Below are 14,156 nucleotides of genomic sequence, written 5' to 3' on the forward strand. Positions count from 1 at the left end.
GGGGACGTCCTGTCCCCGCCCCCCTTGCGGGGGCCTTTTCGTCCAGCCCTCACCGCCGGCGCCAAGGGGACCCGGTGGATCAAGAGCAGAAGCGCACCAGCGGAATGCCGCGGCTGCGCCGCGAGCTCTTCGTACGATTTTCGCGTTGCCTTGCATCCCCCTCTCCCCTCCGGGGAGAGGGTCGGGGTGAGGGGCCGGGCGGAGCGATGCACTGAATCTCGCAGTCGCTCGATCTGGAAAGTCGAAGCGATCAAAACAAATATCGCACCTCAATCACCGTCTCACTCTCTCAGCCACCCCACTCGCACCACAACTCCTCAACCTCAACACGATTGCCATCCCCACGCACCACGCGCATCCGCAACACACCTACGCAAATACCATCCCGCTTGTCGTCCTCACCCGACAGACACTCACACCATGCTTTGCTAGCTTGGCGAAGTTGCGTGTTGCATCACTTCGCACGCGACCATCCTGCTTCCGCCACAAAAAAGCGCGGGCCGGCAGGGCTGCAACCCGGACCGGCCCGCTGACCACAACCAACCCTTACAGGAAAGTCGATCATGGCTAGCCAGGATCATACGGCAGATATCTACACCATCCCTTCCACCGACGATTTGCGAATTAGCAATGCGACTAATCCCCTAGGTCGTCCGATTTATCTCACTGACGAGGTCGAAGATTCTCAAGAACGTTTACTTACCCGCTTGGCCGGCATCCATATGGCGGTGAATGTCATCAACGATTTGCTCGCCAACAGCGATGCCTTCCGCGAGCGCCAGGCCAGTGGACAGTCGAATGCGCCGGGCGAATGGCCGTTGCCGCCGACCTATGTCGAAGGCTTGTTCGTCGCCGTACGCTTTCTTAGCGAATACGCCGAGTCGCTAAGCCTGGGCGCACTCTCCGAAACCCACGGCGACGACGTCTGACGACAGGTGCGATCCATCGAGCGACTCGGTGGATCGTCCTTTTCCTATAAGGATTAGTCTGAATTTCCGGATGATCCATCCCGCTGCATCGATCGAAAAGCCGTTCGCCGATGCGTAAGAGAAAAGCCCCGCAAGGCGGGGCTTTCTCGTACGACATGCAGGCGATCCCTTACACGGGCTCGGACTCCTCCGACTGCCGTGCCGGATCGATATTGCGCAGGAACTTCTCCACGTCGTCGGCATTGCCGACCACCGACTCTTCCGGACAGATAAACGGATAGGCCTTGTTGTCGATGATCGGCTCGATGCCGAAGAAATCGTTCAAGACCGACTCCGAGGTGCAATACGCGCCCTCCACCCAGGCCTGGTCGTTGGAATAAGCCTCGCCGACGATGAAGATGTCGGCATCGGCGCCCTTGATCAGCTGCGAGGGCTTGCGGATCTTGCGCTGCACGTCGCCGATATCGTAATGCGGCGCCCATTCGTGATAGCCGGCATTGAACGGTGGCAGCGACCAGTCCATGTAGGCCGATTCCAGCGGCTCCGGCACGGCCGTGTAGTCCGTGTTCGGGCCGAAGTGCAGCTCCGCCAGCATCTTGCGCAACATCTTCACCATCCGCGCGGGCACCTTGCGCGGCCCTTCCAGGGGCTGGGTATCCGACGAGCTGGGGATTTCGCGCTGGCGCTTGGGGCCCAGTTCCAGCTCGTGCCAGAACGCGGTGTTGTCCTCGTCGTCATAGCTGGCCAGGATGCCGTAGACCGGCTTCTTCTTCGGCGTGGTCGCGTTGTTGCCGAAGTACACCACCATGCGGATCGGCGAATTGCTGACGCTGGGCCCGATGGTGTCGTTGCGCGAAGCCGCGGTGAGCTGCTTGACCTGCAGAATGGTCAAGGCCTGCTCGGTGATGTTCTCGATCGCCTTCACCATGTCCCCGGCCGACTCGTACGGAACCTCGATCATCGTCGCCATCGCCTTCAGCGCGGCGGCGGGGAATTTCTGCGCGCGCAGCCCGGCGATGGTGTCGGGGGTGATGGTGTAGCCGACCACCATGGCCGGATACGGCGCCGGATTGTCGATGTCGGGCGACCACCACGGCTGGTCGAAGAACATGCCGATCTTGTAAGACGGCTGCATGATGGTCGCTTCGAGATAGAGGCTCACCTTCTCGTGATTGAGCACGTCCACCTCGCCCTTGGCCGGCGCACGGAAACGCGTGGCCTGCGCCACCAGGTCGATCGCGGCCCGCGGCATCGCCAGCCACGCGGCATCGGCCTCGCCCCCGCCCGCGGCGAGATTGGGATCGGCGCGCAGCGCAGTGGTGTAGACCGCCTTGCCGGACTTCGACAGGATCGAATGCAGGCGCGTGTCGGGGTGGTAGCGGAACTCGATGCCCTTGGCCTTGGCGAGCTTCAGGATCTCCTCGAACAGCGCATTGAACATGCCCGAGTAGCCGATCGACAGCGTGCGGTACTGGCTGCCAGGGGTGAACTCGTTGTTGATGTTGAACGACACGCCGGCATGCGTGTTGATCACGTTGGAACTGTAGCCGTTGCCGTCCGCCGCGTAGTCGTAGCCTTCCGCGCCGAGCTGATCGTAAAGCAGGTTCCAGTAGCCGATGTCCTTCAGGTAATCGCCCTGCTGGAACACGCTGGACTCCGGCAGCTTCGCGGTAATCCGCCCGTGCTGATAGAACGAGCACCAGTCGCGCCGGGTGAAATCGGCCCATGGCTTGGTGGTGGCCAGGTCCTGCACGATGGTGAAGCCCTGGTCCGGCGTGGTGGCCGCGCCGAAGTTGTTCACCGCATACGGCGCCGGCGTATTCGAGGTGATGCCGTTCAGATAGAAATTGCGCGAGCGCAGATAGAACAGCTGGTTGTTGGTGACGTTGAACGGCACCGAATACTTGTCCAGCCCCAGCAGCGAAATTACCGCGGTGACCACGCGGTGGCCCGGCGCCAGGCCGTTGTTCGGGTCCGGGAACTCCTTGGTCGGAATCCGGTTCCAGTGCGAATAGCGCATGCCGCCGAGTTCGACGTAGGAGTTGGTCTTGTCGTTGTTGTAATGCCAGGTGCAGATGCGCGCACCCGCCGCGCGGGTACCCGGATAGCGCTTGGTGAAGTCGTAGCGGCCCCAGTCGTGCAGCGCCAGGATGTCGCCCTTCTTCAGCTGCTTGGCATTGAACTTGGCCTGCTTGCACTGGCCGCTCAGCAACCGCCAGGCCGTGTAGAGGCCGGCGGCGCCGGCGCCGAAGATCGCATAGGTCTTCTGTGTCATGGTGTGTAGCTCCCTGGATGAGAGTGGCTGGCAGCGTTATTCGCTGCCGAGGCGGTACATCTGGCCGGGCAGATCCTTTTGCGGAATGACGACTTCGACGAGCACGGGCTTGTTCTTGATCCTGGCGATGCGCGGCAGCGCGGCATTGAGTTCGTCCACCGTGGTCACGCGGATGCCTTCCGCGCCGAAGGCCTGGGCCAGGGCGAGGTAGTCCCACTTGGGCAGGATGTCGAAGGCATCGAACTTGTGCTTCGGGCCGGGCTTGAACGCGGACATGTCCACGTAGACCTGCTCGATCGCATAAACCTGGTTGCTCATCACGAAGATCACCGCGTTGAGCTGGTTGCGCGCCAGCGTGGACAGCGACTGGCAGACCATCATGAAGCCGCCGTCGCCGGCCACGGTCCAGGCGCGCTTGCCGCTGCCCAGCTGGGCGCCGGAGGCCGCGCCGGTTTCGAAGCCGATGCACTGCCACGCGGCCGAGGCGATGAAGCTGCCCTGCGCCAGGCCGTAGGCATTGGTCGCCACATACATCGCCGAGCTCACGCCGTAGGTCATCACGATCTCCTTCAGCAGGTTCTTGTCCTGCAGGAACTTCATCGTGTTGGCGAAGAAACGGTTGTAGGTGATGATCTGCGGATCGACGTCGTAGACCGGGTCGGAGTTGGCCGCCCAGGGATTGGGGTACTTCGGCTGCGGCGGCGCCTTGGCCTTGATCGGGTAGGCCTTGCTCGCGACGAAGCGCGCCAGCAATGCCTCCATGAAATCCTGCATGGTGACGTCGCCGTACTTGAAATAGCCGGCGCGCACGCCGTCGGTGTCGGCCAGCACCATGCTGCCGTACTTGCTCTCGATGAAGGTGAGGTAGTCGTCGGTGATGATCGCGCCCAAGGTCAGCACGCAATCGGAAGCCATCACGATCTCGCGCACCGCCTCGATCGAGGCCGCGTCCGAGTAGGTGCCGATGAACTTGTCGCCCTGCTCGTCCAGCACGCTCTTGCCCAGGCTGGTGGTGGTGTAGAGAAAGCCGCTGGCGTCGATGATCTTCTGCAGCAGGCCGGAAAGCCCGAAGCGCAGCACCTCGACACCGGCGAAGATCAGCGGCTGCTTGGCCTGGGTGATCTGCATCCAGGCCTGGTCCACCGCATTGCGCAGCGCCAGCTCGGGGCTGCGCGTGACGCGCGGCTTGAGCGGCGTGGCCGGCGGCCGCGCGCAGGGCTGGCCCCACACTTCCTTGTAGCAGGCGATGTAGACGGGGCGCTTCTGGGTGATCGCCTCGACCAGCAGCTCGTCGATCTGTTCGGCCGCGCCCACATTGGTGCTGAGCGTGACCGCCTTGACGGTGACGTATTCGTAGATGGCGCGGTCGGAATTGAGGTCGCCGGTGGAGTGGTGGAACAGCACGTCGTACATGTCGGTGATGTCGCGCATGTCGGCGCCGGGCGTGGCGCTGATCACCACGATCGGGCTGCGCTCGACCCAGGCGCCGGCAATCGCGTTGAGCGCACTGTAGGTGCTGACGCCGAACTGCAGCGACACGGCGGCCAGGCCGCGGGTGCGCGCATAGGCGTCGGCGGCGTAGGCGGCGTCCAGTTCGTTGATGGCGCCGATCGCGGTGACGCCGTCGAAATATTCCAGCGCCTGGGTGAAGTGCTTGACGTAGTCGCCGGGTATCTGGAATACCTCGGTGACCTGCAATTGCTTGAGCCGCGTCAACAGATAATCGGCCACGGTAAAGGTGGCGGTCGAGATCGACGCCGGTGCCGTGCTGATCGAACGGGACTTGTTGGTGGTTCTGCTGCTGTCTGCCATGACGATTCCCCCTGTCTGAAGAATGGAGGCGCGCGACACGAGCCGGCCCGGCCGTGCGCCGCTTCCGTCGTTACCGCAATAAAAAGAAAATGAAACGCTTGCCGGTCGATGCATGCGTGTCGAGGCAGGTGCACTGCACCGCCTCGCGGATGGATGGAGCTATTCCGTGTTGCCCCATTCGGCATGGCTGCGCAGAACGGCCGCTTCGATCCGCTGTGGAATACGCGGAACGGCTGCCCGCAGGCGAACGGTGTCTTTCATAGAGCGCTCCCTGGACCGATCTGCCGGTCCGCCCCACTACGCTTTGAAGTGATGTGCTCCAGCCAACGTCGACGCATGGACGGGCGAGCCGGCTGGACTCCCCGAGGTGCCTCAAGACCACCACAGCACGGGGGCGACAGCCGCATGGGGGCGCCGCGGATACCTACGGACGCCGGCATGCTTTTGTTGCGGAAATCGTGGATTCAGCCCCCTGAAAACGCCCGGAGACTACAACGCTCGGGTGTGAAGCCGATGTCACGGATAAAGTGCGAAGCCGGGCTTGCGCATCGGGCGTCCTACAATGCGTGTCCGGCACAAGGCAGCGGCGCAGATCGATGCACCTGATCCTTGTATCCGCCGTGGCATCACCACCCCTTTCACCTGTCGACCCGGTTGCCATGTCCACCGAAGCCTCCTCGAATCCGCTGCAGTCCTTCACGCATCGGCGGCCGCTGCCCTTCCCCGCCGCCGAACCGCGCAGCGACCGGATGCTGCAGGCGATTCTCGCCGCGGTCGGCACGGTGGCCTCGATCGCCGCCATCGCCGCGCATCGCCATGCCGATGCCGCGCAACCCCAGGATGCCTGGACCGCGATGGCGATCGGCGCCTACGCATGGGTCTGCTTCGCGCTGGCACGCGCGGGCTATTACCGCGGGTCGGCCAGCCTCACGGTGATCGGCAGCCTGCTGCTGATCGGCATCAACTACGCCGTCTACGGACTGCAGGCGCAGCCGGACCTGCTGATGATCCACCTGCTGCCGCTGCTGCTGGCCGGCCTGCTGCTGGGCCGCGCCGCGGTGTGGTGGGTGGCGCTGGGCAGCGTGCTGTCGGTGCTGCTGGGTGCGTGGAGCGACCTGCACGGCGCGACGAATGCCGTAGCCGGCGCGGACACCTGGTCCAGCCTGTTCCTGTCCGGCATGAACTTCCTGGTGCTGGCGACCATCCTGGACCGGCTGATTCTTTCCTCGCAGCGCGCCATCGCGCGCAGCCGCGAGCTGGACGCCGCCTACCGCGAACTGCAGCGCACCATGGACGAGAAGGACCAGGCCTATGCGCGGCTGCTGGAATCGCAGCGCATGGAAGCGATCGGCCGCCTCTCCACCGGCGTGGCCCACGACTTCAACCATATCCTCAGCGTGATCCTGGGCCTGGTCGCCGCGCCCGCCTCGAACGGCGGGCCGGACATGGCGCTGTCGCGCATCGAGCGCGCGGCCCGGCGCGGCACCATCCTCACCCGCCGCCTGCTCAGCTTCAGCCGCCCGCAGAGCCGCGACATGGCGGTGTTCGACCTGGGCGAGGCGATCGATGAAATGTCCGCGCTGATCGCCGCGATGTTCCACCCGCGCATCAAGGTGGAATTCGATATCTCCGCCGGCGACCTGCTGGTGCGGGCCGATCGCGACGAACTGGAACTGGCCCTGCTGAACCTGGCCAGCAACGCCTCCGACGCCATGCCGCAGGGCGGGCATTTCAGCATCTCGGCCAAGGTCGACGGCACGCATGCGCTGATCCGCATCGAGGACGGCGGCGTCGGCATGACGCCGGACGTGCTCGCGCATGCGTCCACGCCATTCTTCACCACCAAGCCGCGCGGCGAAGGCACCGGCATCGGGCTGAGCATCGTGCACCGCTTCGTGGCCGACTGCGGCGGCAGCATCGCCATGGACAGCCAGCCCGGCCGCGGCACGCGCATCGAGATACGGCTGCCGCCGACCGGCGGCGGGACGGCGGAAGCCTGAAAGCCGCTACGAGCGCAGGCGCCGCCAGGCCGTTGCGCCGATCCCGTCCGAACGGCCGCCGGCGACCAGCACCAGCAGGCCGAGCAAGGTGATCAGGGTCCAGATCCACGGCCGCTGATACCAGGGCTGCGGGTGCACGATGGTCAGCACCGCCGGCGCCGACACCCACGGCCCGCCCACCACGCGCGCCTGCACCTCGAGCTGGTGCACGCCCCACGGCACCACCGGATACAGCAGGCTGCGGCTCTGCCCGGCATCGACCCAGTCGCGGTCCACGCCGGCCAGGCGGAAGCGGAACAGGGTTTCCTGCGGGCGCCCGAGATTGACCGCGGTGTAGCGGATTTCCAGGTTGCGCGAGAACGGCGGCAGCACCAGCTGCGGACCGGAAAGATCCAGCGCATGGCCGTTCACCGCCGCGTATTCCACGTGCGAGGTGGGCGGCGCCGGCTCGGCGCCCGGCACCTTGGCCGGATCGAGCACGCCGAAGCCCGATACCAGGGAGAACCACAGCCGGCCCTGCCCGTCGCGATAACAGGTGGCGGAACCGCCGCCGTTGATTTCGGCGGGAATCAGGCCGTCGCGCTCGGCGAAGCGCACCGATTCGATCGAAGCGGCGGCCTGCGCAGGTGAAGGCAGCACCGTGACGCCGAGATTGCCCGCCAGCCACAGGCGCCCGCGCCCGTCGGCCTCGATGCAGGACACGGTGTCGTCGAACAGGCCGTTGCTGCGGTCGTAGTACTGGATCTTGCCGTCCTTGATGCGGTTGAGGCCGCCGCCATAGGTGCCGATCCACAAGCTGCCGTCGGCATCCTCGTGCAGCGCGCGCGCAAAGCGCGAGGACAGTCCGTCGTCGACCGTCCAATGCTCGGCGACCTGCCCGCCCTGCAATCGCCACGCGCCATGGTCGCCCACGAACCAGTAGCCGCCGCGCCTTGCTCACGCTGCCGATGCGCATGCCGCGCAGGGCGTCGATGGATTGCCGGCGGACGATGCGTCCATCGGCGCCGATATCGAGCGCGAACGTCGAACCAGCGGTCGAGACCAGATAAGCACCGTCGTCGCGCTGCCACACATTGACCGGCTCCTTGCTCGGCCAGGTGTCGACCCGCCGCACCGCGCCGTTGTCGAACAGGCCCAGCTCCCCGTTCGCGGTACCGATCCACAGGCGGCCCTGGCGATCCAGCAGCAGGCTGAAGACGCAGGAACTGTTCAGCGCAGGCTGCATCGCCACCGCTCGCGCGCGGCCATCGGCTTCCCAATGAAAGAGACCGCCGCAGGCGGAGCCCAGCCACAGCCCGCCCTCGCCATCGTAGGCAATCGCACGGCCAGCCATCGCGGTACCCAGCCTGCGCTCGCCCACCAGCCCGAACAGCGGCGCACGCACCTTGAGCAAACCGTTATGCCCGCTGCCGGCCCACAGATTGCCCTCGTTGTCCCAGGTGAGATTGGCCACGCCCGGCACCGACAGCTCGGGCGCTTCCTGCCATCCGCCATGTCCGTCCTGCACCAGCACGCCACCCGTGGCCTGCGCCACCCACCAGCGCCCGTCCGGCGCCTGCGCCGCATCCCTGGGCTGCGCCACGCCCAGCGCCAGCCAGCGCTGCGTGGCCGGCGTATAGCGGTAAAGCTCGGTCTCCGTGCCGACCAGCAAGCTGTCGCCATCCAGCCGCAGCAGCCACACCGTGTGGTCGTTCGCCGGCAACGCAATGTGCTGAAGCACGCCGCCTTCGACCCGGTGCAAGCCGTTATTGCCACCGACAAACAGCGCCCCCGCCCGATCCATGACCAGCTGGTTGTCGCCGACCGGACTGGAATGCTCGCTCCAGCGCACCTCCCCGCTGACCGGATCGAGCTTCAGCAACCCCGCATTGGTCGCCGCCCAGATCCCACCATCCCCCGCCTGCAGCATCCCGTTGACCTGGCAGCTCGCGGCGCAGACCGGCAGATGCCGGAAACCGGAGCGGTCGCGGATGCTCAATCCGGCGTCTTCCGTCCCGATCCACAGATTTCCATCGCGGCTTTCGAGCAGCGCGGTGATGCGATCGCTGGCCGGAGCGTCGATGCGCCCCGAGCCCGAACGCGAGCGGCCATGGAAGATGGTGAAGGCGGTGCCGTCGAAACGGGCCAGACCGCCGAAGGTGCCGACCCACAGATAACCGTCGCGGGCCTGAACGATGGCGTTCACATGAGACTGCGGCAGACCGTCGTCGCCGCTGTAGAGGCGGATGCCTACGCGGTAGTCGAAGGCCGGGTTTGCACAGACCGCAGCGCTGATTGCGAGCAAGGCGCAGACGAGCAGCAGCACGGACCAGCAGCGGACCTGAAGCGTCCGGTGGCGGACGCTGGCGGGCTTGTTCGAGGTGGAGCCGCTGAGGGGGTGAATGTCGGTCACGTACGCGGCTCGGGGCCACTCGTTCGGGGTGAAATTGCTGGGGATAGCGTGGTGGCTCGGGGTATGGCCGTCCAGGCGAAGGGGCGATCTTGTAGCTGATCTCGGGTAAAGGAAAGGGCTTTTGGTTTGCGAACAGTGAGCGGCTGGGCCAGCACCGGCCCCTCACCCCGGCCCTCTCCCCGGAGGGGAGAGGGGGATGCAGGGCGGCGCGAAAATCCAGCGCAGAGCTCGCGGCGCAGCCGCGGCGTTCCGCTGGTGCGCTTCTGCTCTTGATCTACCGGGTCCCCTTGGCGCCGGCGGTGAGGGCTGGACGAAAAGGCCCCCGCAGGGGGGCGGGGACACGACGTCCCCGCCTTTTTGATCAGGGCATGGATGCCCTGTCAAAAAGCCCGGCCAGCCCTCACGGACCCTCAGCAGCGCAGCTGCTGAGGGCGCCAAGCAGGGTGCCCTCTCTTTTTGGTTACTTTTTCTCTGGGCACGCAGAGAAAAAGTAACTCGCCCCGCGGCAGCGGGGCGAAACCCTCGCCAAAGGCGAGACACCCCAGCCCCACCACCCACACCTTGCAGCTGACGCCCCCGCGGCTAAGCCGCCCCTAATACACCGACCCGATCATTTTCCCGGATACTCCACGCCACCCGCGAGCCTGGTTGCCACCGTGCACATACTTCTTATCGAGGACGATCCGCTCCTCGGCAAAGCCATCCAGCGGGCACTCGAACAGCTCGCCTACACGCTGACCTGGATCCGCGACGGCCGCGAGGCCATGGCCGCGGTGAACGACCCCTCGGTCGACCTGCTCCTGCTCGACCTGGGCCTGCCCAACCGCGACGGCTTCGAGATCCTCACCGAAGCGCGCGGCCGCCGCCTGCGCACGCCGATCATCGTGATGACCGCGCGCGACGACCTGGAATCGCGCATCCGCGGCCTGGACGCCGGCGCCGACGACTACCTGGTCAAGCCCTTCCACCTGGACGAACTGGCCGCGCGCATCCGCTCCACCACGCGCCGCGCCCAGGGCATGGCCGACAACCGCATCGAAGTCGGCCCGCTGGTGCTGAACACGGGCGCCGTGGAAGTCACCTACCAGGGCAAGAAAGTGGAGCTCAGCCGCCGCGAATTCGCCCTGCTGCAATACCTGATGGAACGCGCCGGCCGCGTGGTGCGCCGCGAGCAGCTGGAAAGCTCGCTGTACGGCTGGGACAACGAGGTGGGCTCCGGCGCGCTCGACGTACTGGTCCACGGCCTGCGCCGCAAGCTGAGCTTCGACGCGATCAAGACGGTGCGCGGCTTCGGCTACACCATCCCGCTGGATCATCCATGAGCGCAGCGCGATGAGCGGATCGATCACGCGCTTTCCCAGCCTGCGCGCGCGCCTGCGCTGGATGGTCATCGCCATCCTCGCCGCGGCGATGCTCCTGCTCGGCGCGCTCAGCTACCGCTATACGCTGAAGGAAGTGCACGAGCTGCTCGACGGGCGCCTGGCCCAGTCCGCGCGCACGCTCGACGTGCTGCTGCGCACCGGCGGCATGCCGCAGGACGGCCGGCCCGTGGTGGTGCCCACGCCTTCGCGCACGCCCGCCGCACACGGCAAGGGCACCCATTCGTACGAGCCGGAAGTGGGCTACCAGGTATTCGCCGCCGACGGGCGCGTGCTGGCCACCACGGCCAATCTCGACGGCATGCCCGCGCCGCGGGCGGACGACAAGGCCTTCCGCGACGTCTCCTTCGGCACGCGCCGCTGGCGCGTGTTCCAGTTGCCGCGCGGCAGCGACGGCGAATGGATCCGCACCGCCGAGCGCTACGACAGCCGCACCGAAATCAGCCAGGCGCTGTGGGTGCAGTACGGCCTGATGCTGTTCGTCGCGCTGCCGCTGCTGGCCCTGCTGATGGGCTGGGCGATCCGGCGCGGGCTCAAGCCGCTGGACACGCTGGCCCGTCGCCTGCTGCGGCGCGAACCGGGCAGCCATGCGCCAGTGACGCTGGAGAACGCGCCGACCGAGCTGCGTCCGCTGCTGGACGCGCTGAACGAGCAGATCGGCCGCCTGGAGAACGCGCTCGAACGCGAGCGCCGCTTCAGCGCCGACGTCGCGCACGAACTGCGCACGCCGCTGGCCTCCACCATGATCAACCTCGACGCCGCGATCGGCGCCCGCGAACCCGGCGCCGCCGACAGCGCATTGGCCGATGCGCGCGAATGCCTGGTCGCGCTGGCCCGCCGCACCGAACAGCTGCTGGCGCTGGCGCGGCTGGAGTCGGGCGAAGGGCGCCGTGCCATGGCTCCGGTCGATCTGGCGACGCTGGCCGGCGACGTGATCGACGAGATGGTCTCGGTGATCGCGCACAGCCAGGTCGAGCTGGTGCTGGCTCCGCTGCCGCCGCGCCTGGTGGTGCACGGCGACGAGGCGGCGCTCAGGGCCATGCTGCGCAACCTGCTGGAGAACGCGATGCGCCACGTGCCCTCCGGCGGCATGGTGGAACTGGCGCTGTCCCGCGCCGGACGGGTGGCGGTGATCGACGTCGTCGACAACGGGCCGGGCATCCCGCCCGAACGGCGCGCCGCGCTGTTCGAGCGCTTCCACCGCGAGCCGGGCACGCGCGGCGACGGCTACGGCCTGGGGCTGTCGATCGTGCAGCGCGCGGCGCAGATGCATGGCGCGGATATCCAGCTGCTCGATTCGCGCTTCGGCACGGGGCTGCATGTGCGGGTCAGCCTGCTGCTGCATGGCGACGAGGCGGCGCGGGAGCGCTAGCTGCGGCAGGCGCTTCCTGCGGTGGCCCGGTTCGCCGGGCGTGCGGACAGATCTGGCGAGTGGCATGGCCGGCGCTCCGTTGCGGACGAATAAAGCGGTCCCCCCGGAACGGGGGGACCCGCGAGCGCCCGGGGCAGAGGGGAGAACCCGGGCGTCCGCGGCCCGCACCTGCTGGGGAGCCGGTCCGGGCAGGGATAGATTGCTGCGGCGCCGGGCCTGCGTATGTAGGCGGATGCCGGCGTGCTCCGTACGGTCCGAACGCGCGTCGGCGCGCTCCGTGACTGTCATTGCGTAGGCGCGGGCCTCCCCGCAGCACAGTCGGTACAACCCCGCATGGATTCGTGCTTAAGTGGCCGCACCCATCGCCCATGCGACGCGCCATGAAGATGCAGGCTCTCGCTCCGCGTATCTATGCGCCCCTGCTGGCGGCGCAGCTCGCCGTGCTGGTGTTCGAACCGCCGCACGTGCTGAGCCTGAGCTACGCGTGCGTACTGGCGATACTCGCTTTCACCCTCTTGCTGAGCCTGCGCCGCGTGCGCCTGAGCCTGCCGCACAACCGGCCGCTGTGGGCGCTGCTGCTGGCGGCGCTGCTCAGCCAGGCCGCGGCCTTCGTGCTGCTGTTCGCCGATTCGCTGGTCAATCCGCAAGGCACCCTGGTGGCCTTCGATCCCACCTTCTATTTCTGCATGGGCAGCCTGCTGCTCACCCTCGCGGCGACCTACGACCCGGTGCTGCCCGCCTACCGCTGGACGGCATGGGTGGATGCGGCGCTGGCGATCCTGATCGCCTTGATGTTCTACGGCCTGGTCCGCGCCCTGGTGGCCGGCGCCGAAGCGCAGCCGGACAACGCCCGCGCCATCGTCTGGCTGTTCGACGGCATGGGGCTGTTCGTGGCGATATTCGCCACGCTGCGCCTGCTGGGCGCGCGCCGCCGCGACGAGCGGCGCTTCTTCATGGTGCTTACCGCGTTTGCCTGGATCGAGCTGTTCGCGCCGGCGGCGCATAACCGCTTCGTGCTCTCCAGCGAGTCGTATGTGCCGGAGCTGCTGCTGAGCGTGCCCTTCGCCGCGATCGGCCTGCTGCTGAGCCGCCGCTACGGCGACTGGCTGCGCGTCTACCGGCCGCCGGCGCGCGTACGGCACCTTGCCGGCAGCGTCAGTCCCTTCGTGCTGAGCCTGGCGCTGTGCCTGCTCGCTTTCGCCTATCTGCATCGCAGCCCCGTGCTGGCGGCGTGCGCGGTGATCGCGGGCATCGCCTCGTATGCGCTGCGCGCCGCCCTGATGCTGGGCCGGCACCTGTCCTCCGAGGACGAACTCAAGCGACTGCACCACGGCCTGCGCCGCGCGGCCCTGCGCGACGACCTGACCCAGCTGCTGAATCGCCGCGGCTTCTATCGCGCCTTCGACCGCGAATGGGAGCGCGCGCGGCAGTCCCGCACGCCGCTGGCGATAGCGATGCTCGACATCGATCACTTCAAGGCCTTCAACGATACCTATGGGCATCTGGCCGGCGACCAGTGCCTGGCGTCGGTGGCGCAGGCGCTGGCGGGGGAAGCGGCCGCCATGACCGGCGTGACGCTGGCGCGCGCCGGCGGCGAGGAGTTCGTGGTGCTGATGAGCGGGCATATGCCGCATGCGGCCGGCGCCTTGCTGGAAAAGCTGCGCGGGCGGGTCGAGGCCTTGCGCATCCTGCATGTGCGCGGGGTGCGCGGCTTCGTCACGGTGAGCGCGGGGATCGCCTCGAGCGAGCTGGCGCGTTACGAGGACGGCGAGGAAATGCTCGGCGCGGCGGACAAGGCGCTATACACGGCGAAGCGTGCGGGAAGGAATCAGGTGGTGTGGGCTGAAGCGCCGGGGACGAAGGCTATGTCGTGATGCGTCTCCGCATCACCGCGTCACCGCGTAGGTTGGAGTGAGCCGCAGGCGAACCCCAACATGGTCAGTGCAGAGCGTATCGCATCGTTGGGGTTCGCCTGCGGCTCACCCCAACCTACGATG

9 protein-coding genes are annotated in these 14,156 nt (G+C 67.0%); 6 read left to right on the forward strand and 3 right to left on the reverse strand.

The genetic code is table 11. From position 1 onward, the window contains the following. The first annotated feature begins 563 nt into the window (after positions 1–563). A complete protein-coding gene (locus FHW84_RS22475; RefSeq protein ID WP_167258645.1) occupies positions 564–929 on the forward strand; it encodes a hypothetical protein in 366 nt (121 codons plus the stop codon). 169 nt (positions 930–1,098) lie between these two features. On the opposite strand, the gene FHW84_RS22480 is transcribed toward FHW84_RS22475, so the two are convergent. Continuing rightward, complete coding sequence (locus FHW84_RS22480; RefSeq protein ID WP_208399928.1) at positions 1,099–3,204, reverse strand: hypothetical protein; 2,106 nt, start codon at positions 3,202–3,204, stop codon at positions 1,099–1,101. Between the two features lie 36 nt (positions 3,205–3,240). Further along, positions 3,241–5,016, reverse strand: coding sequence for a thiamine pyrophosphate-dependent enzyme (locus FHW84_RS22485; protein WP_167258647.1), 1,776 nt, complete (start codon positions 5,014–5,016; stop codon positions 3,241–3,243). Positions 5,017–5,675: 659 nt separating this feature from the next. Between FHW84_RS22485 and FHW84_RS22490 the strand changes: the two genes are divergently transcribed. After that, a complete protein-coding gene (locus FHW84_RS22490; protein ID WP_167258649.1) occupies positions 5,676–7,016 on the forward strand; it encodes an ATP-binding protein in 1,341 nt (446 codons plus the stop codon). Between the two features lie 6 nt (positions 7,017–7,022). On the opposite strand, the gene FHW84_RS22495 is transcribed toward FHW84_RS22490, so the two are convergent. Continuing rightward, the gene (locus tag FHW84_RS22495; RefSeq protein ID WP_167258651.1) at positions 7,023–7,928 is read right to left on the reverse strand and encodes a two-component regulator propeller domain-containing protein; all 906 of its coding nucleotides are present in this window, start codon (positions 7,926–7,928) and stop codon (positions 7,023–7,025) included. 64 nt (positions 7,929–7,992) lie between these two features. Here FHW84_RS22495 and FHW84_RS23340 point away from each other — a divergent pair, with 64 nt between their 5' ends. From FHW84_RS23340 to FHW84_RS22520, 4 genes are all read left to right on the forward strand, one after another. Then, the gene (locus FHW84_RS23340) at positions 7,993–9,507 is read left to right on the forward strand and encodes a hypothetical protein (protein ID WP_243868258.1); all 1,515 of its coding nucleotides are present in this window, start codon (positions 7,993–7,995) and stop codon (positions 9,505–9,507) included. 557 nt (positions 9,508–10,064) lie between these two features. Continuing rightward, entirely contained in the window at positions 10,065–10,730 is a 666-nt protein-coding gene (locus FHW84_RS22510; protein ID WP_167258653.1) for a response regulator, read from the forward strand. A gap of 10 nt (positions 10,731–10,740) precedes the next feature. After that, positions 10,741–12,159 carry an ATP-binding protein gene (locus FHW84_RS22515; protein WP_167258655.1) on the forward strand — a complete coding sequence of 473 codons (1,419 nt, stop codon included), beginning with the start codon at positions 10,741–10,743 and terminating at the stop codon, positions 12,157–12,159. A 380-nt stretch (positions 12,160–12,539) separates the two neighbouring features. After that, positions 12,540–14,033, forward strand: coding sequence for a GGDEF domain-containing protein (locus FHW84_RS22520; protein ID WP_167258664.1), 1,494 nt, complete (start codon positions 12,540–12,542; stop codon positions 14,031–14,033). Positions 14,034–14,156: the final 123 nt, after the last annotated feature.

This window comes from Dyella sp. SG562 (assembly GCF_011759495.1).
Classification (GTDB): Bacteria; Pseudomonadota; Gammaproteobacteria; order Xanthomonadales; family Rhodanobacteraceae; genus Dyella_D; species Dyella_D marensis.